We start from the raw sequence: 23,195 nt of genomic DNA on the forward strand, positions 1-23,195 counted from the left end.
CGGTTAAACCGCCTGCGGCTCGGCATCTTTAGAGAGCGGCCACCAGCAGAACAGCATTAACAGGGCGGTGGCGCACATCAGCATCCCCAAGCTGAACTGGCTGTTCTGCGGCAGCAGTGCCGACAGCCAGGCCACCAGCCCCGAGCCAAGATTCTGCAGGCCGCCGATCAGCGCGCCGGCGGTACCCGCCAGCCAGGCGTAAGGCTCCATCGCGCCAGAGGTGGCCAGCGGAAACATCATGCCCGCGCCGAAGAAGAACAGCGATGCGGGCACCAGCAGCGTCCAGATATTCATGATGCCGAACCACGCCGGCAGCCACATCAGCGCCGCCGCCAGCAGACAGCTGTTCACCGCGTACCACATCAGAGTATGAAAGCTTTTATCGTCACGTCCCGCGAACCAGGCGCCGAAAAAGGCCGCCGGGATCGGCAGAATAAACAGAATACTGATGGTCATCGCGTCAAGGCCCAGCACGCCGCCCATTAATACCCCGCAGCTTGATTCATAGACCGCGATGCCCGCCAGCGCGCCAATCAGCATCAGCAGATAACGCACAAAAATGCGATCGCTTAGCAACGGACGATAGCGGGAAAAGAGCGGCCGCGTTTCGTTCAGCGGCGGACGCGTTTCTGGCAGCCAGCGCGCCATTGCGCCGGTGACCATCACGCAGAGCAGCAGCAAAAAAGCGAAACAGGCGTGCCAGCCGAACAGACGCGTCAGCATCGCGCCGATCAGCGGCGCCACCAGCGGACTGAACAATATGCCCATATTGAGCAGGCTGTTCGCCCGGCGCAGCGCGCTGCCGGAATAGAGATCGCGCGGCATTGTCCGCGCCATTACGCCCGCCACGCCGGTGCCCAACCCCTGCAGCGCGCTTGCCGCCACCAGCCAGTCGATCGACGGCGCGAACAATGCGCCAAGCGCGCCGACCATAAATACCGCCATGCCCGCGAGGATCACCGGCTTGCGGCCGATGCTGTCCGAGAGCGGGCCGTAAAACAGTTGCGATCCGCCGTAGGTCATCAGGTAGGCCGCCATCACGCGCTGCATCACACCGTCGCGCACGTTAAAGGCTTCAGCAATAGTGGCCATCGCCGGGACATAGATGGTTTGCGCCATTTGCCCTACCGCCACCAGTACGATAAGCATCAGCAACAGATGTCCGTTTTCTAATTTTTTCATAGCCGCTTAGAGGAAAATTACAGGATGAAAGCCTGCCGTTTAGCGGTTGAGCAGCAAATCAGCAGGCGAAACAGGTTTGATGGCGGCAAAAATAGCAGTTTGCGTAAAGAAAGGAATGACGACGCGAGAAAGATTTATCGCTAATCTGTCAGCGGAAATTGCCCTTCTTTGTAAAACTAACTGTACGGCAGCACAAACTGCCGCCTCTTTTTGTCGCCCAGAGCTTTCCTGCGGCGGGCGCACTGGAAAAAGCGCGCCCAAGTGACGAAGATAGGCACTACGTTAATCAGATGGAGGAAGGTCAATGGCTGAATGGGTTAATGGCAATGTCGTCGACGTCACGCACTGGACGGAGAGTTTGTTCAGTATCAAAGTGCATGCGCCCGTCACGCCCTTTACTGCCGGCCAGTTCGCCAAGCTGGCGCTGGAGATCGAAGGCGAACGCGTTCAGCGCGCCTACTCCTACGTCAATGCGCCCGCCAGTCCCGATCTGGAGTTCTATCTGGTGAATGTGCCGGAAGGCAAGCTCAGCCCAAGGCTGCACGCTCTGCAGCCTGGCGACAGCGTAATGGTAACGAAAGAGGCCGCCGGTTTTTTCGTGCTGGATGAGATCCCCGAATGCCAGACGCTATGGATGCTGGCGACCGGCACGGCGATCGGCCCCTATCTTTCCATCCTGCAGCAGGGAGAAGGGCTGGCGCGTTTCGATCATATCGTGCTGGTGCATGCGGCGCGCTACGCCGCCGATCTCAGCTATCTGCCGCTGATGCAGCAGCTGGCGGAGCGCTATCACGACAAACTGCGCATTCAGACGGTGGTAAGCCGTGAAACGGCGCCCGGCTCGTTAACCGGACGCGTGCCTGCGCTGATTGAAAGCGGCCAGCTTGAGCAGGCGGTGGGCCTGCCGATGACGGCGGAAAACAGCCATATTATGCTGTGCGGCAACCCGCAAATGGTGCGCGACACGCAGCAGCTGCTGAAAGATACGCGTGACATGCGCAAGCATCTGCGCCGCAAGCCAGGCCATATCACCAGCGAACATTACTGGTGAGTGGTCTTCCCCGCACCGCGCTTGCCGAAATAGTTTACCGGCTGCGCGGGCTGGCCAAAGCGATTGACGCCTGACGAGCCGCTCAGCAGACCTGACTCAATCACTATCGCCGCCAGCATCAGCGTCGGCGCCAGCCGGCCCAGCGCCAGCTGCCAGCCTGGTCCTAATACCGCCCAGTTCCCTGCCAACAGTATCCAGGCAACGATCAGCAGCAGCGCCCAGTAGCCGCGGCGGTTGCGATCGTGTAGCCGCTTGACCAGCACGGCGCTCGCCGGCCACAGCAAACAGACCACGCCAAACGCCGCCATCTGCGTATCCAGTAACGCATTTCCCGCGAGGACGAAAAGCGCGGTCATGGTCAACAGCCAGACTATCTGCCAAATCCAGAAGTCTCGCCGTCCCAGACGGCCGCGATAGGAGAAACACCATTGCTGTAGCGTCATTTTTTCGTCCCGAGGAAAACTATAAAATGGTTGCCGCAGTTTTTTGACTTTGGCGGGTAAAAACCGTTCTAATCTTGGCTGAGTTTACTGGACAGGGCAGAAAAAATGAAGAAAGCGCCATGCACTTTGCTGACGCCGCTGCTAATACTGCTTGCGCTGCTGACAAGCGCGACGGCGCGTGCTGACGATGCCGCAACGCGCGGTGACGCGTTGCCCACAGCGCCTTATCTGCTGCCGGGAGCGCCCACGTTCGATATGAGCATCGCGCAGTTTCGGGAAAAATATAACGCGGCGAATCCAGATTTGCCGCTCAGCGAATATCGCGCTATCGACAGTCGTCTCGATAAAAGCAATCTGACGCGCGCCGCCAGCAAAATCAGTGAAACGCTCTACGCCTCTACCGCGCTGGAGCCGGGCACCGGAAAAATAAAAACCCTGCAGATCACCTGGCTGCCGATCCCCGGCCCGGAAGAGAAAGCGGCGCAGGAAAAAGCGCAGGCCTATATGGCGGCGCTGATGCGCTTCTTCTCGCCGACGCGTTCGCAGGAAGAGGCCAGCAAGCGGCTGAATGAACTGTTGAGCAAGGGTAAAGGATCGCGCTACTACGCGCAGACGGAAGGGGCGCTGCGCTTTGTGGTAGCGGATAATGGCGAAAAGGGCCTGACCTTCGCTGTTGAACCGATTAAGCTCGCGCTGTCGGCGCCCTAATCGCTGCGGCAAAAATGACGAAAAGCAAAGCCATTCAGGTTCAAGATCTCTATACTGTCTGGCAGACATCGCTGCCCGGCGGGCAGTGTACTTTACTGGTATAGCGTTACACGTGGAGGATATGATGCGACATCCATTAGTTATGGGTAACTGGAAGCTGAACGGCAGCAAAAAAATGGTCAGCGAGCTGATCGACGGACTGCGTAATGAGCTGAACGCCGTTCAGGGCTGTGGCGTCGCCATCGCCCCGCCAGTGATGTATCTGGATCAGGCGCAGCAGGCGCTGGGTGACAGCCAGATCGCACTGGGCGCCCAGAACGTTGATGTGAACCTGTCCGGCGCGTTTACCGGCGAAGTCTCTGCCGACATGCTGAAAGATATCGGCGCGCGCTACATCATTATCGGCCATTCAGAACGTCGTACTTACCATAAAGAGAGCGACGAACTGATCGCGAAAAAATTTGCCGTTCTCAAAGCGGCGGGCCTGATCCCGGTCCTCTGCATCGGCGAAACCGAAGCGGAAAACGAAGCGGGTCAAACCGAAGAAGTGTGCGCGCGTCAGATTGATGCCGTGCTGGAAACGCAGGGCGCAGAGGCGTTCAACGGCGTCGTGATCGCCTATGAGCCTGTCTGGGCGATCGGTACCGGCAAATCTGCGACTCCGGCGCAGGCGCAGGCGGTGCATAAATTCATTCGCGACCATATCGCGAAGAAAGATGCGAAAGTGGCTGAGCAGGTCATCATTCAATACGGCGGTTCCGTCAACGACAAGAACGCCGCTGAACTCTTCGCGCAGCCGGATATCGACGGCGCGCTGGTCGGCGGCGCGTCGCTGAAAGCGGACGCCTTTGCGGTGATCGTGAAAGCTGCTGCCGCAGCGAAAGCGTAATACGTCACGGGCGGCGGCCCCGCCGCCCGTTTCTTATCCGCTACGGCGATAATATCGCGCAGCGATGATCCTGTAGCTCTTCCGCCGAACCCCGATTCAGTTGTAGCCAGTTTTGTTTAATCGCCATCAGCGCCAGCCGGCCATCCGGTAACGACGCCAGCGCCAGACCATATTTCCCCATCTCCTGCTGTGCCTGCGGCACTTCCTGCGACAAACGTACAAAACTGCTCTGCTGCGCCAGCGCCGTTGGCGACAGGGCGCGGATCAGCCAGCGATGCGTTCCCAGGGTGTACGGCCGCCACTGCGCGTCGAGCTGCGGTGCCAGCTTGTCGAGTGCCTGCCGCACATCGGGACGCAGGCAGGAGATATGAATATGCAGCTGGTTCTGTGTGCGGCCATATTCAGCATTGACGCTCAGCGAAGCGGCGCTATCCGGCACCGGCGCGCCGCGGCGCATCGACAGTAAATCCCGCTGCCGCCAGGCAAGCGCGAAAAAATTGGGCGTGGCGGCGTTCAGCAGTGTTGGGCTCTCGATGCCGCTGATGCGCGCCACCGGCATCAGCAGATATTGCAAAGGGCCATGGCGATCTTTCAGCGTGACAAAGCCCTGCGCCACATCAACGCGCTGGCAGGGACTGGGATCCTTATTTTGCTGACCGGGAAGACACTGCTGGCTGATAATGCGCCAGAGCGCGTCGCCGTTATGATGAAAGCGCCAGGCGGCGGCGCCCAGCGCGACAGAGAGAGAAACAACAACAACCGTAACGATCTTCAGCGCGCGCGCGGTAGTCGGCATAGCGGCGATTTCCTTGATGACCCGTAACAATGCTCGCCGCTTCCGCGAGCATTGTCACGTGAATCATTCGGGACGCTTTGCTTAACGCTTCATGATTTGATCATAGGTGCCACCATCGGCGAAGTGGGCTTTCTGCGCGGCGGTCCAGCCGCCAAACTTCTCATCAACGGTAAACAGCTTCAGCGGCGTAAAGGTGCTGGCATACTTTTTCGCGACCGCCGCATCGCGTGGACGATAGAAGTTCTGCGCGGCAATATCCTGCCCTTCCGGCGAATAGAGATAGTTCAGGTATTCAGTGGCCACTTTACGCGTGTCGCGCTCATCCACGACGCGATCGACTACCGAGACTGTCGGCTCAGCCAGAATCGATTCGCTCGGCGTGATGATTTCAAACTGATCTTTGCCCAGTTTGTTCACGGCCAGATACGCTTCGTTTTCCCAGGCGATCAGCACGTCGCCGATGCCGCGCTCAACAAAGGTATTGGTCGCGCCGCGCGCGCCGGAATCCTGCACTTCCACGTTTTTAAACAGCGATTTGACGAACGCCTGCGCCTGCGCCTGGTCACCCTGATGCTGATCAAGGGCATAGCCCCAGGCCGCCAGGTAGTTCCAGCGCGCGCCGCCGGAGGTCTTCGGGTTCGGCGTAATCACCGACACGCCCGGCTTCAGTAAGTCAGGCCAGTCATGGATCTGTTTGGGGTTGCCTTTGCGTACCAGGAAAACGATGGTCGAGGTATAGGGCGCGGAGTTATTCGCCAGGCGTTTAATCCACTCTTTATTGATGCGGCCGCGCGCAGCGATAGCATCGACGTCGGACGCCAGCGCCAGCGTCACCACATCGGCGCGGATGCCGTTGATGACCGAGGTCGCCTGCTTGCCGGAACCGCCGTGCGACTGACGGATCACCACGTTATCGCCCGTTTCCTGTTTGTAGTGGGCGCTGAACGCTTTGTTATATTGTTCGTACAGTTCGCGCGTCGGATCGTAAGAAACGTTCAGCAGCTGAATATCTTTCGCCAGCACGCTGGTTGACGCCAGTAACACAGCCAGCCCTACACTCCACTTATTCATTGCATGCTCTCCCGAATTTAATTAGCGAAAGCGTGACATAAAGCGGGCAGCGTTTTAAAGAATTAAAAAAGAGGGGTTATTACTTTATAGAATATATGAAGGAAATAAAAAGGCGCTGACTGTGCAGCGCCCTGAAGAGCATCAGTAAAGTTTTTTCGCCGTTTCCAGCCAGTCACGTTTAAACGGACGTTTCATGTTTTCAATGGCGTCGATGATGTCGTGATGCACCATTTTTTCGTTCTGGATGCCGACGCAGCGTCCGCCGTAGCCCTGCAGCAGCAGCTCAATCGCATAGGCGCCCATACGCGAAGCCAGAATGCGGTCATAAGCGACCGGCGCGCCGCCGCGCTGAATGTGGCCCAGCACTGTCGCGCGGGTTTCGCGCTTGGTTTCGGCTTCGATATATTTCGCCAGCTCATCGATATCGCAGATATGCTCCGTGATAGCGACGATGGCATGTTTTTTACCTTTCGCGATGCCCGCTTTGATCTCTTCCACCAGCTCTTCGCGGGTATAAGGGATCTCCGGCAGCACGATGAATTCGCAGCCGCCGGCAATCGCCGCTGCCAGCGTCAGATCGCCGCAGTAGCGGCCCATGACTTCAACGATAGAGATGCGCTGATGCGAAGAGGAGGTATCGCGCAGACGGTCAATGGCTTCGACCACCGTTTCCAGCGCGGTAAAGAAGCCGATGGTATAGTCGGTGCCCGCTACATCGTTATCAATGGTGCCCGGCAGGCCGATGCACGGAAAACCCATTTCCGTCAGGCGCTTCGCACCCATATAAGAGCCGTCGCCGCCGATCACCACCAGCGCGTCGATGCCGCGTTTTTTCATATTCTCAATAGCGACCTGGCGCGTTTCTTCATTACGGAATTCAGGGAAGCGCGCAGAGCCGAGGAAGGTGCCGCCGCGGTTGATCATGTCAGAAACGCTGTAGCGGTCGAGGTTGATCATACGGTCTTCATACAAGCCGAGATAGCCATCGTAAATGCCATAAACTTCCAGACCTTCACTCAGGGCGGAGCGGACTACACCGCGAATAGCTGCGTTCATCCCTGGGGCGTCGCCGCCGCTTGTCAGTACACCGATTTTCTTGATCATGGCTACCTCTGGACTCAATACTTGATGATGAATTCGTTACGCCGGAAAGGTTCGACGCCCGCTCAGTGTCCGATCTTACCGACTCATATTGGCAAATAGTATATCAATGCCCTGATGCTGAATTGATTCAGGTCAGACTAGTTTCTGGAAAATCTTTCATGCAACCTGGTCTGGCGCTTTGCTCAAAAGCCAGGCCGATATTATTTCACAATTCTGCCTATAAAAAACCCTGCGGCTCGGTTCGCGCTACGGAACAGGGATCCTGATGGATGATGACGTCAGAACCGGGAAACTGCTTTAGCAGCGCCTGCTCAACCTGCTCGGCAATGCGATGCGCCTGGAACAACGGCAGGCCGTCATCCAGCTCAAGATGCACCTGAATGAAGCGTGTCGGGCCGGACTGGCGGGTACGCAAATCATGCGCGCCCTGCACGCCGGGCCAGCTGGTGATAATTTGCACGATCTGCTGGCGCTCCGCATCCGGTAGCGCGCGATCGAGCAACGACTGTACGGCATCATAGCCCATACGCAGCGCACTAAACAGAATCCATACGCCGATACCTAACGCAAAAAGCGCATCGGCGCGTGCAAAGCCATACCAGCTAAGCGCCAGCGCCAGCAAAATCGCGCCGTTCATCAGCACATCGGATTGATAATGCAGCATATCGGCGCGGATCGCCTGGCTATGGGTTTTACGCACCACCCAGCGCTGAAAGGTGACCAGCAGTAGCGTGGAGATCAGCGCAATCATCGTCACCGTCATGCCGACCAGCGGCGCATGCAGCGTTTCCGGACGCGCCAGATGCTGCAGACCGGTGAGAAACAGGAACAGGGCGGAACCGGAAATAAACATGCTCTGCGCCAGCGCTGCCAGCGATTCCGCCTTACCGTGGCCGAAGGTATGCTCCGCATCGGCGGGCTGCAGCGAATAGCGCACCACCAGCAAGTTGGTCAACGACGCGGCGGTATCGACCAGCGAATCCACCAGCGCCGCCAGCACGCTCACCGAACCGGTATACCACCAGGCGAAGATTTTGATCAGCAGCAGCAGCATCGCCAGCACCGTTGCCGCCAGCGCGGCCCGATTCACCAGCCGTGCGTAGGAAGCTATCATGCGCACCCCATGAAAGGTAAAAGCTAAGTATACGAGCAGTATGGCAAAAAGGGATGATGGGGATCTAACCTCCTCGCTAACGGCGCCGGGAAAGCCGACGCGCCGGCGGGCGTTTTTAGGGGAAAAACGGCAACGCAGAGGCAAAAAAAACCCCGCCATCATGGCGGGGAAGACAGGGATGGTGTCTATGGCAAGGAAAACAGGGATACTATGTTACTGGTTACTGCCGGTACTGCTCGCTTCATGCAGCGATGTCACCTGCTGCAGATTCGTTAGCTTGCGCAACTCACTCATGCGTTGCTCATGCTTTTGCTGCAAAACAGCCTGTTGCTGCGGCGTTAGCAGGTGATACATCTGGTTGCGGATGCGGGACATTTCGACCTGCCGCGCAACCTGTGCCTGTGCTAACTTTTCTGCCTGCGCCCTGACGGCTGCTTCATTAAATTCTTCTGCAATCACTAAATTATGCAGTGTTTCTAAGTCGTTTACGTTAACGGGAGGACGCTCATGTTGCGTTTGCTGCATCAGATCCCGCATCTGCTGACGCTGCTGCTCCGAAAGCTTAATGCCGTCAAACATCTGGCTTTGCGGATTTTGCGCTATGCTGCCAGTCAACGCTTCGCCCGGCTGATGCATCCCGTCAATCGTCGTAACGTCTGCTGCCCATGCGCTGGAGTAACTAAAAACCACCGAGGCTGAAGCAAAGACGACGGCGGTTACCTTGCGCATCGTTTACTCCCACATTCGTTTGCGTCATTTGATTTAACGAGATTCAGACTACAGGGATAGCTGCAAACTAGCGTCAGGGGGTGTAAAACTACGTAAAGCGATGGAATGGGGTGTGCGATCACGCTATTTTGCCTGCGGAGGGCTTAAGAAAATGAATAAAATCCTGTTGGTAGATGATGACCGCGAATTAACTTCGCTGCTGAAAGAACTGCTTGAAATGGAAGGGTTTAATATTGTTGTCGCCTCTGATGGCGAACAGGCCTTGAACCTGCTTGACGACTCGATTGACCTGTTATTGCTCGACGTGATGATGCCCCGGAAAAACGGCATCGATACCTTAAAAGAACTGCGCCAGCAGTACCAGACGCCGGTCATTATGCTGACCGCGCGCGGCAGCGAACTGGACCGCGTACTGGGCCTGGAGCTGGGCGCGGATGATTACCTGCCGAAACCTTTCAATGACCGCGAACTGGTGGCGCGCATTCGCGCAATCCTGCGTCGTTCCAGCTGGAGCGAACAGCAGCAGCAGCACGACAACAGCTCCCCGACGCTGGAAGTGGACTGTCTGCGCCTGAACCCGGGGCGTCAGGAAGCGAGCTTCGATAACGTGACGCTGGATCTGACCGGCACCGAATTCACTCTGCTCTATCTACTGGCGCAGCATTTGGGCCAGGTGGTCTCTCGCGAGCATCTGAGCCAGGAAGTGCTGGGCAAACGCCTGACGCCGTTCGATCGCGCTATCGATATGCATATCTCCAACCTGCGCCGTAAACTGCCTGAGCGCCGCGATGGCCACCCCTGGTTTAAAACGTTGCGCGGCCGTGGATACCTGATGGTTTCCGCATCATGATAAGCAGTTTGACCACCCGCATCTTCGCCATCTTCTGGTTAACCCTGGCGCTGGTTTTGATGCTGGTGCTAATGCTTCCCAAGCTCGACTCACGTCAGCTTACGTCGCTGCTGGAAAGCGAGCAGCGACAGGGCACCATGATTGAGCAGCACGTTGAAGCGGAACTGATGCAGGATCCGCCGAACGACCTGATGTGGTGGCGTCGGCTGTTCCGCGCCATTGATAAATGGGCGCCGCCCGGTCAGCGCCTGCTGCTGGTCACCAGCGAAGGGCGGGTGATCGGCGCGCAGCACAACGAAATGCAGATTATCCGTAACTTTATCGGCCAGTCTGACAATGCCGACCACCCGCAGAAAAAGAAATATGGCCGCGTCGAACTGGTCGGCCCCTTTGCCGTACGCGACGGCGAGGACAACTACCAGCTTTACCTGATGCGTCCGGCCAGCAGTTCGCAGCTCGACTTTATCAACCTGCTGTTTGATCGCCCGCTGCTGCTCCTGATCGTTACCATGCTGATCAGTTCGCCGCTGCTGCTCTGGCTGGCCTGGAGCCTGGCGAAGCCAGCGCGCAAGCTGAAACACGCGGCGGATGAGGTGGCGAGCGGCAATCTGCGCCAGCATCCGGAACTGGAAGCGGGGCCGCAGGAGTTTCTCGCCGCCGGCTCCAGCTTCAACCAGATGGTCAGCGCGCTGGAGCGGATGATGACGGCGCAGCAGCGTCTGCTGTCCGACATCTCGCATGAGTTGCGCACCCCGCTAACGCGCCTGCAGCTGGCGACGGCGCTGATGCGTCGCCGCTACGGCGAAGGCAAAGAGCTGGGGCGCATCGAGCTGGAGGCGCAGCGCCTTGACGGCATGATCAACGACCTGCTGGTGCTGTCGCGCACGCAGCACAAAAATGCGCTGGTCAGCGAGGCGATGAAGGCGAACCATCTCTGGAACGGCGTACTGGAAGACGCGAAGTTCGAAGCGGAGCAGATGGGGAAAAAGCTGGAGGTGCCCTATCCGCCGGGTCCCTGGCCGCTCTACGGCAACCCGCACGCGCTGGAAAGCGCGCTGGAGAACATTGTCCGCAATGCGCTACGCTACTCGCACTCGCATATCTCAGTCAGTTTTTCGGTGGACAATCAGGGAATTACAGTACATGTGGATGACGACGGCCCGGGCGTCAGCGCGGAAGATCGCGAACAGATTTTTCGTCCCTTCTATCGCACTGATGAAGCGCGCGACCGCGAATCAGGCGGGACCGGCCTGGGGCTGGCCATCGTGGAAACCGCCGTTCAGCAGCATCGCGGCTGGGTGAAAGCGGATGACAGCCCGCTTGGCGGCCTGCGTCTGACCATCTGGCTGCCGCTGTACTCTGTGCGCTAATTTGATATGCTTCGGCCCTCGTTATCGGGGGCCTTATGCTGAATATCGTCTTATTTGAACCTGAAATACCGCCTAACACCGGCAACATCATCCGTCTGTGCGCCAATACCGGCTTCCAGCTGCATCTGATTGAGCCGCTGGGCTTTGCCTGGGATGATAAGCGTCTGCGCCGCGCCGGGCTGGATTATCATGAATTTACCGCGATTAAACGCCACGCCAGCTTTGAGGATTTCTGCCTCAACGAGAAGCCGGAGCGTCTGTTTGCGCTGACCACCAAAGGCACGCCCGCCCACAGCGCGGTCAGCTACCAGGCAGGCGATTATCTGCTGTTTGGCCCGGAAAGCCGCGGCCTGCCAGATACCATTCTGGGCGCCCTGCCGCCGCAGCAAAAAATCCGTATTCCCATGCTGGCGCAGAGCCGTAGTATGAATCTGTCGAATGCGGTTTCGGTGGTGGTGTACGAAGCCTGGCGCCAGCTGGACTATAGCGGTGCGCTGCTGAAAAGCTAAGCCCGACAGCGCATTGCGCCGCGATCAGATGCCGTCGCCGAATTCAAACCCCGGCACGGTGCCGTTGAAGTGCTGATCCATATCCATTGAGGGTTTTTCGCTGGCCGGTTTGCCGACGATGCGCGCCGGCACGCCGGCGGCGGTGGTGTGGGGCGGCACCGGCTGCAGTACCACCGAACCGGCGCCGATTTTCGCGCCACGTCCCACTTCGATATTACCGAGGATTTTCGCGCCCGCGCCAATCATCACCCCTTCACGAATTTTCGGATGACGATCGCCGCTGGTTTTGCCGGTCCCGCCCAGCGTGACCGACTGCAGAATAGAGACATCGTTTTCCACGACCGCCGTTTCGCCAATCACAATGCCGGTAGCGTGGTCGAGCATAATGCCGCAGCCGATGCGCGCTGCCGGATGGATATCCACGGCGAAAGAGACAGAAATTTCGTTTTGCAGGTAGACCGCCAGCGCCCGGCGGCCCTCATTCCACAGCCAATGGCCGATGCGGTAAGCCTGCAGGGCATGAAAACCTTTCAGGTAGAGCAGCGGCGTGGAGTATTTGTCGATAGCCGGGTCGCGCAGCAGCACCGCCTGAATATCGCGTGCGGCGGCGGCAATCATCGACGGATCCTGACGATACGCCTCTTCAACGATCTCCCGGATGGCGATCGCCGGCATAATGGCATTTGCCAGCTTGTTCGCCAGCATATAGCTTAGCGCGCCCTCCAGGTTTTCATGCTTAAGCAACGTCGCATGGAAAAAGCTGGCCAGCATCGGTTCACAATCCGCAAGGGCTCGCCCTTCTGCTTTGATGTTATTCCAGACCAGCTTCAGTTCTTCATCCGACATTGCTCTCTCCCGATAAAAAAATAGCGTCCGGTTAGCCCGGAACGCCACAGGTATCACAGCCGGGACTCCGCCTCAGCGACTGCTGTTTTCATCCCTACGGGCACGCCCCAGCAAACTCAATGCTGCCTCGCGCGCTGATTTTTCGCAATACAATACCTGATAAATTTGCTCGGTTATCGGCATCTCGACGCCGTAGCGCGCCGCCAGCGCCCTCACCTCTTTGGTGTTGCGATAGCCTTCAACCACCTGACCAATTTGCGCCTGGGCGCTTTCCACATCCACGCCCTGGCCCAGCATCATGCCGAAGCGGCGGTTGCGCGACTGGTTGTCGGTACAGGTCAGCACCAGATCGCCCAGCCCTGCCATGCCCATAAAGGTGGTGGGATCGGCACCCAGCGCTTCGCCAAGGCGGCTCATTTCCGCCAGGCCGCGCGTAATCAGCGCGGTACGGGCGTTGGCGCCGAAACCGATGCCGTCTGAAATCCCGGCGCCGATGGCGATCACGTTTTTCACCGCGCCGCCCAGCTGCACGCCGATAAAATCAGGATTGTTGTAAACGCGGAAGCTTTTGCCGCAGTGCAGCAGCTGTTGCAGATCGTCGGCGAACTGCGGATCGGTGGCGGCCAACGCAATGGCGGTCGGCAAGCCGGCAGCCAGCTCTTTGGCGAAGGTAGGGCCGGAGATCACCGCCAGCGGCAGCGCATCGCCTACAATTTCGCGCGCCACATCCTGCAGCAGGCGGCCGGTTTCGCGCTCCAGCCCTTTCGTGGCCCAAACGATCCGCGAATCGGGACGCAAATGCGGCCTGACCTGGGCCAGCACTTCGCCGAATACGTGGCTCGGCACCACAATCAACAGATCGCGGCTGGCGGCGACGGCGTCGGCCAGATCGGGTTCGGTCGAAAGGGTATCGGGGAAAGGCACGTCCGGCAGAAAGGCGGCGTTGCAGCGATCGGTTTCCAGCTGTGCTAAATGCTGAGGATTATGGCCCCACAACAGCACCTGATGGCCGTTGCGGGCGAGGGTAATGGCCAATGCGGTGCCGTAAGATCCGGCACCCAGCACGGTAACTGACGCGTTACGCTTATTCATCAGGCATCCTGACGAGGTTCGCCGCCTTCTTGCTGCTGCAGGTAGTTCATAAACAGCGCATCGAAGTTGACCGGCGCAAGGTTAAGCTGCGGGAAGGTGCCGCGTGAAACCAGGCTGGTGATGCATTCACGGGCGTACGGGAACAGAATATTCGGGCAGTAGGCGCCGAGGCAGTGTGCCATCTGGGTGCCTTCGATGCCGGAAATGGTGAAGATGCCTGCCTGCTGCACTTCACACAGGAAAGCGGTGTCGGTGCCGACGGAAGCCGTCACGGTCACGCGCAGCACAACTTCGTAAACGCCGTCGCCCAGCTGGCTGGATGCGGTGTCCAGGTCCAGTTTCACTTCCGGCTCCCACTCTTTCTGGAAAACCTGCGGCGCGTTAGGCGCTTCAAAAGAAATATCTTTCGTATAGATACGCTGGATCTGGAATGACATTTCGCTGGTGTTTTGTTCTGACATTGTTATTGAGTCCTGTTAGTTAAAAAAATCCATCGTTACGCCAGTGGCCATTACTTCAGCAGAGGATCAAGCCCTTCGCGGCTGTCCAGCGCGTAAAGATCGTCGCAGCCGCCAATGTGCTGCGCATCGATAAAAATCTGCGGTACGGTCGTGCGGCCGCTGCGCTTGATCATCTCTTCGCGCTTGTTCGCATCGCCATCAATAGGGATTTCCTGGAAAGCGACGCCCTTTTGCGCCAGCAGCGCTTTTGCCCGATGGCAGTAAGGACAGGTCGCTTTGGTATACATCTCTACGTTAGCCATATTCAGCACCTTATGAAGTTATTTGCCACGCACCAGCGGCAGATTTTCACTGCTCCAGCCTGCGACGCCGTCTTTCAGCACGCTGACCTGTTCAAAACCTGCCGCGTTCAGTTGAGCGGCGGATTCGAATGCGGAATTACCTGTCGCGCACACTACAATTATGGGCTGGGCTTTATGCTTTTCCAGCTCGCCGAAGCTGCCCTTTTTAATATCCGCCGCCTGAATATTATGTGCGCCGGAAATGTGACCTTTACGAAACTCATCGCGGGAGCGGGTATCGACGACAACCGCATCTTCCTTGTTAATTAAACGCGTAGCTTCACCGCGGCTGATGGTTTTAACTTTGGAAAACATGCCTTTAAAGGTGGTCACGATTACCAAAACCAGCAGCACGACCCATGCCAGACAGAGAATGGGGTGATTGCTTGCGAATTGCATAATTTCTTGCATGAGGGGTAACAACTCCCGACAGGGTTAATAAGCGAAAATGAGGTTTCTGAGTATACCTGCGCCACTTCTCATGTACAGTCGTGAAGCGGACAGAGTGTCGTTTTCTGCGGCATAAAGAGGAAAAAAATTGCCACGGCGCCAACATCGCGGAAACGAAACGCGCAAAAGGCGCGGCAAAGCGCATAATTATCCGCTAAGGTCCTTTTAACAGAGCGAACGGCCTGTTTTCAGCAGCTATTGCGTAGTTAAAGCGTCAGCTTTGACATGAACAGAAACGGAAAAGCGCGGCCGATTGCTGGCAAGCCGCTATTCATCGTGGAATAATCGGTTCTTATGAGGGAAAAAGCATCAGTTTTACACACATGGACTCCAGGTAACTTTATGGCCTGTTACGCGCCGTTACGCAGCAGTTTGTCCGCGCTTTCCGCCAGCCTGTTATGCGCTGGCGCGCTGCTGTTGCCGCTTCACGCCGGCGCAGCGGAGGACAGCAAGTCACAGCTTAAATCCATTCAGCAGGATATTGCGGAAAAAGAAAAAAGCGTCCGGCTGCAGAAAGAGCAGCGCAGCAAGCTGCTTGACCAGCTGCAGAGCCAGGAGAAAGTGATTGCCGAAGCCAGCCGCAAGTTGCGCCAGACGCAGCAGCAGCTGACCCGCCTGAACAAAGATATCGATGCCCTCACCCACTCTATCGAGCGGCTGCAAAAGCAGCAGGCGCAGCAGGAAAACCTGCTGGCGCAACAGCTTGACGCCGCGTTCCGTCAGGGCAAACACAGCGGCCTGCAATTGCTGCTCAGTGGTGAAGAGAGCCAGCGCAACGAGCGCATTCTTTCCTACTTCGGCTACCTCAATGAAGCGCGTCAGAAAACCATTGGCGAACTGCAGCAAACGCGCCGCGATCTCGCGGCGCAAAAAGCCGATCTGCTGAATAAGCAAAATCAGCAGAAGGCGTTGCTCAGCGAGCAGCAAACTCAGCAGGGACGGCTGGAAGAGGCGCGCGTCGCGCGGAAAAAAACGCTGGCCACGCTGGAAAATGCGCTGGAGAAAGATCAGGCCGATCTGGTGGAAATGCGCCAGAACGAAAGCCGTCTGCAGGATAAAATTGCCCGCGCCGAGCGTGAAGCCAAAGCGCGCGCCGAACGCGAAGCCCGCGAGGCGGAGCAGGTGCGTAAACGCCAGGCGCAGGCGAAGGCGAAAGGCTCCACCTATAAACCGACCGAAAGCGAACGCTCGTTGATGTCGCGCACCGGCGGTCTTGGCCGTCCCGGCGGCCAGGCGTTCTGGCCGGTACGCGGCCATATTGAACATCGCTTCGGTGAGGCGTTGCAGGGCGAGCTGCGCTGGAAAGGTCTGGTGATCGATGCGCCGGAAGGCACCGAAGTCAAAGCGATCGCCGACGGGCGCGTGCTGATGGCCGACTGGCTGCAGGGCTACGGCCTGGTGGTGGTGGTCGAGCATGGCAAAGGCGACATGAGCCTGTACGGCTATAACCAGAGCGCGCTGGTCAGCACCGGCGATCAGGTCAGGGCCGGCCAGCCGATTGCGCTGGTCGGCACCAGCGGCGGCCGCGGCACGCCGTCGCTCTATTTCGAAATCCGTCGTCAGGGACAGGCGGTCAACCCACTCCCGTGGTTAGGAAGATAGTTTTGTTTTCAGTGAAAAAAATTGCCGCCGCGCTGGGCGGCCTGCTGCTGCTCGGTTCGGCCAACGCCGGTAAGCTCGCCATCGTGATCGATGATTTCGGCTACCGCCCGCAGCAGGAAAATCAGGTGCTGCAGATGCCCAACGCCATTTCGGTCGCGGTGCTGCCTACCGCCCCGCACGCGCATGAAATGGCGACCAAAGCGCATCAGCGCGGCCATGAAGTGCTTATCCACCTGCCGATGGCGCCGCTCAGCAAGCAGCCGCTGGAGCGCGACACGCTGCAGCCGGAGATGGGTCAGGAAGAGATCGCGCGCATTATCCGCAACGCGGTAGCGAACGTGCCCTATGCCGTCGGCATGAATAACCATATGGGCAGCAAGATGACTTCCAGCCTGCCGGGAATGCTTAAGGTGATGCAGGTGCTGGATCACTATAATCTCTACTTTCTCGACAGCATGACGATTGGCAACAGCCAGGCGACGCGCGCCGCCGCGGGTACCCAGGTGAAGGTGATTAAGCGCCGCGTCTTCCTCGACGATAACCAGAACGAAGCGGAAATCCGCAAACAGTTTAATCGCGCAGTGCATCTGGCGCAGCGCAACGGCTCCGCGATCGCCATCGGCCATCCCCATCCCACCACCGTTCGCGTGCTGCAGCAGATGCTGCCAGCCCTGCCTGCGGATATTACGCTGGTGCGTCCCAGCCAGCTGCTGAACGAGCCGCAGCGCGACGGGCCGGCCGCTGTGCCCGCACAACCGACGTCGCCGCCGAAGCCGCATAATCCGTTCCGCGGCCTTGCCGTATGCCAGACGCCGCAGCCGGTGCCGCCGGTGCCGGCGACGCGTGCGCTGTCGGTCATTGCCGACAGTGTTCAGCAGAGCGCGCTGGTGCAAAAAATAGGCAGCCTGTTCTGATCGGTTGCCCATCGTCAGGGCGGCAGTAAATCACTATAATGCCGCCCTGATATTTCACCTTCCGTGGGCGTAAGGATAGGACGCGATGACGCAACCTCGACAAAAAATCCTGTTATTGGATAACGGCAGAGAATGGGGCGGCGGCACAAATAGCATGCTGGAGCTGCTCAAACGCGTCGATCGTGACCGTTTCGATATAACCTGCTGTTTTTATTACAACTATCAGCGCGGCGAAGGTGAAACGATCGAATCGGTACTGACGGCGCTTGGCATACCGGTGGTCTTTATTCCGCAGCGCAAGCAGCCGCTTTCCGCCAAGCTGCAGAAAGAGCTGCTGCGTGCGTTGCTGTTTTTCAGCCGTCCGCTGAAAAAACGCGTCACCGATGCGATCGATCGCAGCTGGCGCGTGGCGCCGAACGCCCGCAGCCTGCGCGAGCTGCTGCTGCAGGGCGGCTACCAGACGCTTTATATGAACAATCAGCCCAGCACCAACGTAGAGGGTTATCTGGCGGTGAAAGATCTGCCTGTTGGCCTGGTGCAGCATTGTCGTATCGAACCCCAGCTCACTCCCTCGCTGGTGGAGATGATCAACCAGCGCGTCGATGCGATTATCGCCGTCTCTCACGGCGTCAGCCAGACGCTGCGCGACGGCGGCGTCGATGCCGCGCGCTGCTTCACGGTATCCAACGCGATCGATATCCACCAGCCGCTGCCCGATCGCGCGACCGTACGCGCCCGGCTTGGCCTGCCGACCGATAGCTTTCTCTTCGGCAGCATTGGCTCGCTGATCCCGCGCAAGGCGACGCATCACACTCTGCAGGCGCTCAGCGCCTTTCGCCGCGCCTCGCCGACCGTAAACTGGCATATGGTGGTGGTCGGCACCGGCCCTGAGCTGGAAAACCTGCAGCAGCTGGCGGCGCGGGAAGGCATCGCCGATCGCGTCATCTTCACTGGCTTTCGCAACAACCCGCTCGATTATCTGGCGGCGATGGATGTCTTTGTGCTGGCGTCACGCAGCGAAGGCCTGCCACGCGTGGTCCTGGAAGCGATGCTGGTTAACACCGCAGTGATCGGCTCGCGCGTAGTGGGCACCGCCGAACTGGTTGATGACGGGCGCACCGGTCTGCTGTTTGACTATGGTGATACGGCGCGGCTCTGCGCGCATATGCAGGCGCTCTCCCAGGATAACGCTTTGCGCCAGCAGCTGATATCCCAGGCGAATGCCAACGTTAAGGCTCATTACGCTATCGAACATTATGTCGCAGGCGTCGAAGCGCTCCTGCAGAGCGTGGCAAAGGAACCCCTACCGCATGTTTAACTTTCTTAACCCGCAATACCGCTATATCACCTCTCGCCATAATATCCCTTACGCCCAGGCGGATGTGCAGGGCAACCTGCCCGTGACCTCCGTGGTGATCCCCTGCACCGGCGCCGATTTTATTGAAGAAGCGGAGCTGAGCGCGCTGTTCGCCGCCCGCTATGCCAGACAGGCCGAAGAGATTGTGATCGTCAGCGACCAGCCTGCCACGCTGTTTCGCCATCTGCCGGAAAAAACCCGCGTGGTCACGCTGGATGTGCCGCTGCGTGAGGAGAACTACCGCTATAAGCAGATCTACCGCAGCCGTTTAATTAAAATACAGGCCCCGCTGTACGCCGCTACTGATGCGATCTTAATGATTGATTCTGATTTAAACCTGTTGCAGATGCCGGATATCCGTCCAAAAGATGGTCATCTCTATTCCAGTTTCCGTCAGGGGAAAATGGCGGCGAAGCTGGAAGGCGCGTCAGCGGAAAACCGGCCGGCCTATTACCGCAACAGCATCCGCCCCTATCTGGTCGATCACGTGAACAGCGCGTTTTTGGTCGCCACACGCAACACCTGGCAGCGGCTCTGCCCTTTATGGAAAGCGCTGTTTAATGACACCTGGCACTTGATGGATGACACGCAGCCGCCGACGGATCAACTGCCGCTGGCGCTGTTATTAGATATGCTTGATGTCAAAACGGTCAATCTGGGTGACTGGGTAAACTGGCCGGTCTCCAAACGGATTGGCGGGCAGGAAGCGGTAATCCCGAAAGAGGTAATTGGCGCACATGGCGGCTTTCCGCTGTCAGAGTGGCAGAAATATCTCCAGTCCGCTGACGCCCCGCTGCTGTTTAAAGGCCAGGACTATACGCGCAAAGTGCGTTACCTGACCGACGCTGAGAAAAAACAGTAAGCTGCTGCCCCCGCAACGCCTGGTGCGTTGCGGGTTACGCCTGACGGGATCACTCCCAGCTTAACACCACCTTGCCCGAACGCCCGGAGCGCATCTCATCAAAGCCCTGCTGGAACGCATCGATAGCATAGCGATGGGTAATAATCGGCGTCAGGTCGAGCCCTGACTGGATCAGCGCCGCCATCTTATACCAGGTTTCAAACATCTCCCGGCCATAAATGCCCTTGATAAACAGCCCTTTGAAAATCACCTGATTCCAGTCGATCGCCATATCCGACGGTGGAATGCCCAGCAGCGCGATGCGGCCGCCGTGATTCATCGCCTCCAGCATTGCGCGGAACGCCGGCGGCGCGCCTGACATCTCAAGACCGACATCAAAGCCCTCGGTCATGCCCAGCTCGCGCATTACCTGCGACAGCGATTCGCGGCTGACATCGACCGCACGCGTAACACCCATCTGGCGCGCCAGCTCAAGGCGGTACGCGTTAACATCGGTGATCACCACATGACGCGCGCCCACATGTTTGCACACCGCCGCCGCCATAATGCCGATCGGCCCGGCGCCGGTAATCAGCACATCTTCGCCGACCAGATCGAACGAGAGCGCGGTATGCACTGCGTTGCCGAAAGGATCGAAAATCGCCGCCAGCTCATCCGGGATATTTTCCGGAATTTTAAATGCGTTAAAGGCGGGGATGACCAGATATTCGGCGAAACAGCCCTGACGGTTTACGCCAACGCCGACGGTGTTGCGGCAAAGGTGAGTGCGGCCGGCGCGGCAGTTGCGGCAGTGCCCGCAGGTAATATGCCCTTCGCCGGAAACGCGATCGCCGACGGAAAAGCCTTTGACCTCTTGCCCCATTGCCACCACCTCGCCCACATACTCATGACCAACAATCATCGGCACCGGTATGGTTTTCCGCGACCACTCATCCCAGTTATAGATATGAATATCGGTGCCGCAAATGGCGGTTTTGCGGATTTTAATCAGCAGATCGTTGTGGCCAGGCTCAGGGATCGGCGCATCCGTCACCATCCAGATCCCTTCTGTCGCCTTCAGTTTTGCAAGTGCTTTCATGACCGTTCCCCTCAGGCAATCACGCCCAGCTGTTTGCCAATACGCGTAAACGCATCCACCGCCTGCTCAAGCTGCTGATGCGTGTGTCCCGCTGAAATTTGCGTGCGAATGCGCGCCTGCCCTTTCGGCACCACCGGGTAGAAAAAGCCGGTGACGTAAATGCCTTCATCCTGCAGCAGACGGGCAAATTCTTGCGCCACTTTCGCCTCTCCCAGCATCACCGGGATGATGGCGTGATCGGCACCGGCCAGCGTAAAGCCCGCTTTTGTCATCGCCTCACGGAAATAGCGCGCGTTTTCCCACAGGCGCTGGCGCAGCCCGTCGCCCTCGCTCAGCATATCCAGCACCCGCAACGAGGCGCTGACGATCGCTGGCGCCAGCGAGTTAGAGAACAGATAGGGGCGGGAACGTTGACGCAGCCACTCCACCACCTCTTTTTTCGCCGCCGTATAGCCGCCGGAGGCGCCGCCCAGCGCCTTGCCCAGCGTGCCGGTAATGATGTCGACACGCCCCATCACGCCGCAGTACTCATGGGTGCCGCGTCCGCCGGCGCCAACGAAGCCGACCGCGTGGGAATCATCCACCATGACCAGCGCGTCGAACTCCTCGGCCAGATCGCAAATGCCCTGCAGATTGGCGATCACGCCGTCCATGGAAAACACGCCGTCGGTGGCGATAAGGATATGACGCGCATCGGCCGCGCGCGCCTCTTCCAGCCGCGCGCGCAGCTCCGTCATATCGTTATTGGCGTAGCGGTAACGGCGCGCCTTACAGAGACGGACGCCGTCGATAATGGAGGCGTGATTCAGCGCGTCGGAGATTACCGCGTCTTCCGGCCCCAGCAGCGTTTCAAACAGGCCGCCATTAGCATCGAAGCAGGAGGAATAAAGGATGGCGTCTTCCATGCCGAGAAAATCAGCCAGGCGTTGTTCTAGTTGTTTATGGATATCCTGCGTGCCGCAGATAAAACGCACCGAGGCCATGCCGAAACCGTGGCTATCCATGCCCTGCTTCGCCGCCAGCAGCAGCGCCGGATGGTTAGCTAACCCCAGATAATTATTGGCGCAGAAGTTAATCACCTGCTGGCCGGTGCCGATACGGATATCGGCCTGCTGCGCCGATGTGATGGTACGTTCCTGTTTAAACAGGCCTTCCTGTTGCGTCACTGCCAGCTGTTCATTGATTTGACGATAAAAATCTGCAGGCATTTTTATTCTCCATTACCGGCTTACAGTCGGCACATCATACTGAACGCCCGTGGAGCAAACGATAATCGACGCAACAGAATGTCAATTTTGCAGCATATATCACGCCTGTCTGGTTAGTTACATTCCGTTACGGACTCCTCTGGCTGCCTGCACGGCGATCAAATGTTATGATAATGGGCAATTAGGCGCGGAACCCCCTGTTCTGCCTCACTGTTTAAGGTTAAGCACATGATTATTGTGACTGGCGGCGCCGGCATGATCGGCAGCAACATTATTAAAGCTCTGAATGAACAAGGCATTACCGATATCCTGGTGGTAGATAACCTGAAAGATGGCACCAAGTTCGTCAATCTGGTCGATCTGGATATCACCGATTACATGGATAAAGAGGATTTTATCGCCAGCGTGATGGCAGGCGATGACCTCGGCGATATCGATGCGGTATTCCATGAAGGTGCCTGCTCCTCTACCACCGAGTGGGATGGCAAGTACATGATGGATAACAACTATCAATACTCCAAAGAGCTGCTGCACTTCTGCCTTGAGCGCGAGATCCCTTTCCTGTACGCCTCTTCCGCCGCCACCTACGGCGGACGCAACGATCACTTCATTGAAGAGCGCGCCTATGAGCAGCCGCTGAACGTCTACGGCTACTCTAAAATGCTGTTTGACCACTATGTGCGTCAGATCCTGCCGGAAGCGAACTCGCAGGTTTGCGGCTTCCGCTATTTCAACGTTTACGGCCCGCGCGAAGGCCATAAGGGCAGCATGGCGAGCGTCGCTTTCCATCTGAATACCCAGCTGAATAATGGCGAGAACCCTAAGCTGTTTGAAGGCAGCGATAGCTTCAAGCGCGACTTCATCCACGTCAGCGACGTCGCTGCGGTAAACCTGTGGTTCTGGAAAAATAACGTCTCCGGCATCTTCAACTGCGGCACCGGCCGCGCGGAGTCGTTCCAGGCCGTGGCGGACGCGGCGCTGGCGTGGCATAAAAAAGGCCAGATCGAATACATTCCGTTCCCGGAGAAGCTGAAGGGCCGCTATCAGGCGTATACCAAAGCGGATCTCACTCAGCTGCGCGCCGCCGGCTACGACAAACCGTTTAAAACCGTGGCCGAAGGTGTGGCTGATTACATGGCGTGGCTGAACCGCGACGCATAACGAAAAG

General features: G+C 58.0%; 25 protein-coding genes. 11 read left to right on the forward strand and 14 right to left on the reverse strand.

The features are described 5' to 3' along the window. Positions 1-3: 3 nt before the first annotated feature. Entirely contained in the window at positions 4-1,182 is a 1,179-nt protein-coding gene (gene emrD, locus C2E15_RS20665) for a multidrug efflux MFS transporter EmrD (RefSeq protein WP_104958934.1), read from the reverse strand. 304 nt (positions 1,183-1,486) lie between these two features. On the opposite strand from emrD, the gene fpr reads away from it, so the two are divergent. Beyond that, positions 1,487-2,233, forward strand: coding sequence for a ferredoxin--NADP(+) reductase (gene fpr, locus C2E15_RS20670; protein ID WP_104958935.1), 747 nt, complete (start codon positions 1,487-1,489; stop codon positions 2,231-2,233). Here the strand turns inward: fpr and C2E15_RS20675 are convergent. Continuing rightward, positions 2,224-2,676, reverse strand: a complete 453-nt coding sequence (locus C2E15_RS20675; protein ID WP_104958936.1) for a DUF805 domain-containing protein — start codon at positions 2,674-2,676, stop codon at positions 2,224-2,226. The two genes, fpr and C2E15_RS20675, sit on opposite strands and share 10 nt — an antisense overlap. 105 nt (positions 2,677-2,781) lie before the next feature. Between C2E15_RS20675 and C2E15_RS20680 the strand changes: the two genes are divergently transcribed. Both C2E15_RS20680 and tpiA read left to right on the forward strand, forming a co-directional pair. After that, positions 2,782-3,384 carry a DUF1454 family protein gene (locus tag C2E15_RS20680; RefSeq protein WP_104958937.1) on the forward strand — a complete coding sequence of 201 codons (603 nt, stop codon included), beginning with the start codon at positions 2,782-2,784 and terminating at the stop codon, positions 3,382-3,384. Positions 3,385-3,508: 124 nt separating this feature from the next. Continuing rightward, the gene (gene tpiA / locus C2E15_RS20685; protein WP_104958938.1) at positions 3,509-4,273 is read left to right on the forward strand and encodes a triose-phosphate isomerase; all 765 of its coding nucleotides are present in this window, start codon (positions 3,509-3,511) and stop codon (positions 4,271-4,273) included. A 40-nt stretch (positions 4,274-4,313) separates the two neighbouring features. On the opposite strand, the gene C2E15_RS20690 is transcribed toward tpiA, so the two are convergent. From C2E15_RS20690 to cpxP, 5 genes are all read right to left on the reverse strand, one after another. Continuing rightward, complete coding sequence (locus tag C2E15_RS20690) at positions 4,314-5,069, reverse strand: CDP-diacylglycerol diphosphatase (RefSeq protein WP_104958939.1); 756 nt, start codon at positions 5,067-5,069, stop codon at positions 4,314-4,316. Positions 5,070-5,150: 81 nt separating this feature from the next. Next, positions 5,151-6,140 carry a sulfate ABC transporter substrate-binding protein gene (locus tag C2E15_RS20695; protein ID WP_104958940.1) on the reverse strand — a complete coding sequence of 330 codons (990 nt, stop codon included), beginning with the start codon at positions 6,138-6,140 and terminating at the stop codon, positions 5,151-5,153. A 141-nt stretch (positions 6,141-6,281) separates the two neighbouring features. Beyond that, on the reverse strand, positions 6,282-7,244 hold the full coding sequence (gene pfkA / locus C2E15_RS20700) for a 6-phosphofructokinase (protein WP_104958941.1): 963 nt from the start codon (positions 7,242-7,244) through the stop codon (positions 6,282-6,284). Between the two features lie 217 nt (positions 7,245-7,461). Beyond that, entirely contained in the window at positions 7,462-8,358 is an 897-nt protein-coding gene (gene fieF, locus C2E15_RS20705) for a CDF family cation-efflux transporter FieF (RefSeq protein ID WP_104958942.1), read from the reverse strand. 213 nt (positions 8,359-8,571) lie between these two features. Then, the gene (gene cpxP / locus C2E15_RS20710) at positions 8,572-9,087 is read right to left on the reverse strand and encodes a cell-envelope stress modulator CpxP (protein WP_104958943.1); all 516 of its coding nucleotides are present in this window, start codon (positions 9,085-9,087) and stop codon (positions 8,572-8,574) included. A gap of 151 nt (positions 9,088-9,238) precedes the next feature. Between cpxP and cpxR the strand changes: the two genes are divergently transcribed. The 3 genes from cpxR to trmL are packed head-to-tail and all read left to right on the forward strand — an operon-like array spanning position 9,239 to position 11,816. Continuing rightward, positions 9,239-9,937 (forward strand): envelope stress response regulator transcription factor CpxR, encoded by a 699-nt coding sequence (gene cpxR, locus C2E15_RS20715; protein WP_104958944.1) that lies wholly within the window; start codon positions 9,239-9,241, stop codon positions 9,935-9,937. Continuing rightward, positions 9,934-11,307, forward strand: coding sequence for an envelope stress sensor histidine kinase CpxA (cpxA, locus tag C2E15_RS20720; RefSeq protein ID WP_104958945.1), 1,374 nt, complete (start codon positions 9,934-9,936; stop codon positions 11,305-11,307). Before cpxR ends, cpxA begins: the two co-directional genes overlap by 4 nt. Before the next feature lie 35 nt (positions 11,308-11,342). Further along, entirely contained in the window at positions 11,343-11,816 is a 474-nt protein-coding gene (trmL, locus tag C2E15_RS20725) for a tRNA (uridine(34)/cytosine(34)/5-carboxymethylaminomethyluridine(34)-2'-O)-methyltransferase TrmL (protein WP_104958946.1), read from the forward strand. A 24-nt stretch (positions 11,817-11,840) separates the two neighbouring features. Here trmL and cysE read toward each other — a convergent pair whose 3' ends face one another. The 5 genes from cysE to C2E15_RS20750 all read right to left on the reverse strand — a co-directional run bounded on the left by cysE (position 11,841) and on the right by C2E15_RS20750 (position 14,967). After that, positions 11,841-12,662: a serine O-acetyltransferase gene (gene cysE / locus C2E15_RS20730; protein WP_104958947.1), complete on the reverse strand. Its 822-nt coding sequence runs from the start codon at positions 12,660-12,662 to the stop codon at positions 11,841-11,843. A 72-nt stretch (positions 12,663-12,734) separates the two neighbouring features. Further along, entirely contained in the window at positions 12,735-13,754 is a 1,020-nt protein-coding gene (gene gpsA, locus C2E15_RS20735; protein ID WP_104958948.1) for an NAD(P)H-dependent glycerol-3-phosphate dehydrogenase, read from the reverse strand. Next, complete coding sequence (gene secB / locus C2E15_RS20740) at positions 13,754-14,215, reverse strand: protein-export chaperone SecB (protein WP_104958949.1); 462 nt, start codon at positions 14,213-14,215, stop codon at positions 13,754-13,756. Before secB ends, gpsA begins: the two co-directional genes overlap by 1 nt. A gap of 50 nt (positions 14,216-14,265) precedes the next feature. Continuing rightward, complete coding sequence (gene grxC, locus C2E15_RS20745) at positions 14,266-14,517, reverse strand: glutaredoxin 3 (protein ID WP_104958950.1); 252 nt, start codon at positions 14,515-14,517, stop codon at positions 14,266-14,268. An 18-nt stretch (positions 14,518-14,535) separates the two neighbouring features. After that, entirely contained in the window at positions 14,536-14,967 is a 432-nt protein-coding gene (locus C2E15_RS20750) for a rhodanese-like domain-containing protein (RefSeq protein ID WP_104958951.1), read from the reverse strand. A 333-nt stretch (positions 14,968-15,300) separates the two neighbouring features. On the opposite strand from C2E15_RS20750, the gene envC reads away from it, so the two are divergent. The 4 genes from envC to C2E15_RS20770 all read left to right on the forward strand — a co-directional run bounded on the left by envC (position 15,301) and on the right by C2E15_RS20770 (position 19,741). Further along, on the forward strand, positions 15,301-16,608 hold the full coding sequence (envC, locus tag C2E15_RS20755; protein WP_104958952.1) for a murein hydrolase activator EnvC: 1,308 nt from the start codon (positions 15,301-15,303) through the stop codon (positions 16,606-16,608). A 2-nt stretch (positions 16,609-16,610) separates the two neighbouring features. Then, positions 16,611-17,522, forward strand: a complete 912-nt coding sequence (locus C2E15_RS20760; protein WP_104958953.1) for a divergent polysaccharide deacetylase family protein — start codon at positions 16,611-16,613, stop codon at positions 17,520-17,522. Positions 17,523-17,607: 85 nt separating this feature from the next. Then, positions 17,608-18,840, forward strand: a complete 1,233-nt coding sequence (locus C2E15_RS20765; protein ID WP_104958954.1) for a glycosyltransferase — start codon at positions 17,608-17,610, stop codon at positions 18,838-18,840. Then, a complete protein-coding gene (locus C2E15_RS20770; RefSeq protein WP_104958955.1) occupies positions 18,833-19,741 on the forward strand; it encodes a hypothetical protein in 909 nt (302 codons plus the stop codon). Before C2E15_RS20765 ends, C2E15_RS20770 begins: the two co-directional genes overlap by 8 nt. 49 nt (positions 19,742-19,790) lie before the next feature. Here the strand turns inward: C2E15_RS20770 and tdh are convergent, their stop codons facing one another. Further along, positions 19,791-20,819 (reverse strand): L-threonine 3-dehydrogenase, encoded by a 1,029-nt coding sequence (gene tdh, locus C2E15_RS20775; protein ID WP_104958956.1) that lies wholly within the window; start codon positions 20,817-20,819, stop codon positions 19,791-19,793. Between the two features lie 11 nt (positions 20,820-20,830). After that, entirely contained in the window at positions 20,831-22,027 is a 1,197-nt protein-coding gene (locus tag C2E15_RS20780) for a glycine C-acetyltransferase (protein WP_104958957.1), read from the reverse strand. 228 nt (positions 22,028-22,255) lie between these two features. On the opposite strand from C2E15_RS20780, the gene rfaD reads away from it, so the two are divergent. Then, on the forward strand, positions 22,256-23,188 hold the full coding sequence (rfaD, locus tag C2E15_RS20785) for an ADP-glyceromanno-heptose 6-epimerase (protein ID WP_104958958.1): 933 nt from the start codon (positions 22,256-22,258) through the stop codon (positions 23,186-23,188). Positions 23,189-23,195 lie beyond the last annotated feature (7 nt).

This window comes from Mixta gaviniae (assembly GCF_002953195.1).
GTDB lineage: Bacteria > Pseudomonadota > Gammaproteobacteria > Enterobacterales > Enterobacteriaceae > Mixta > Mixta gaviniae.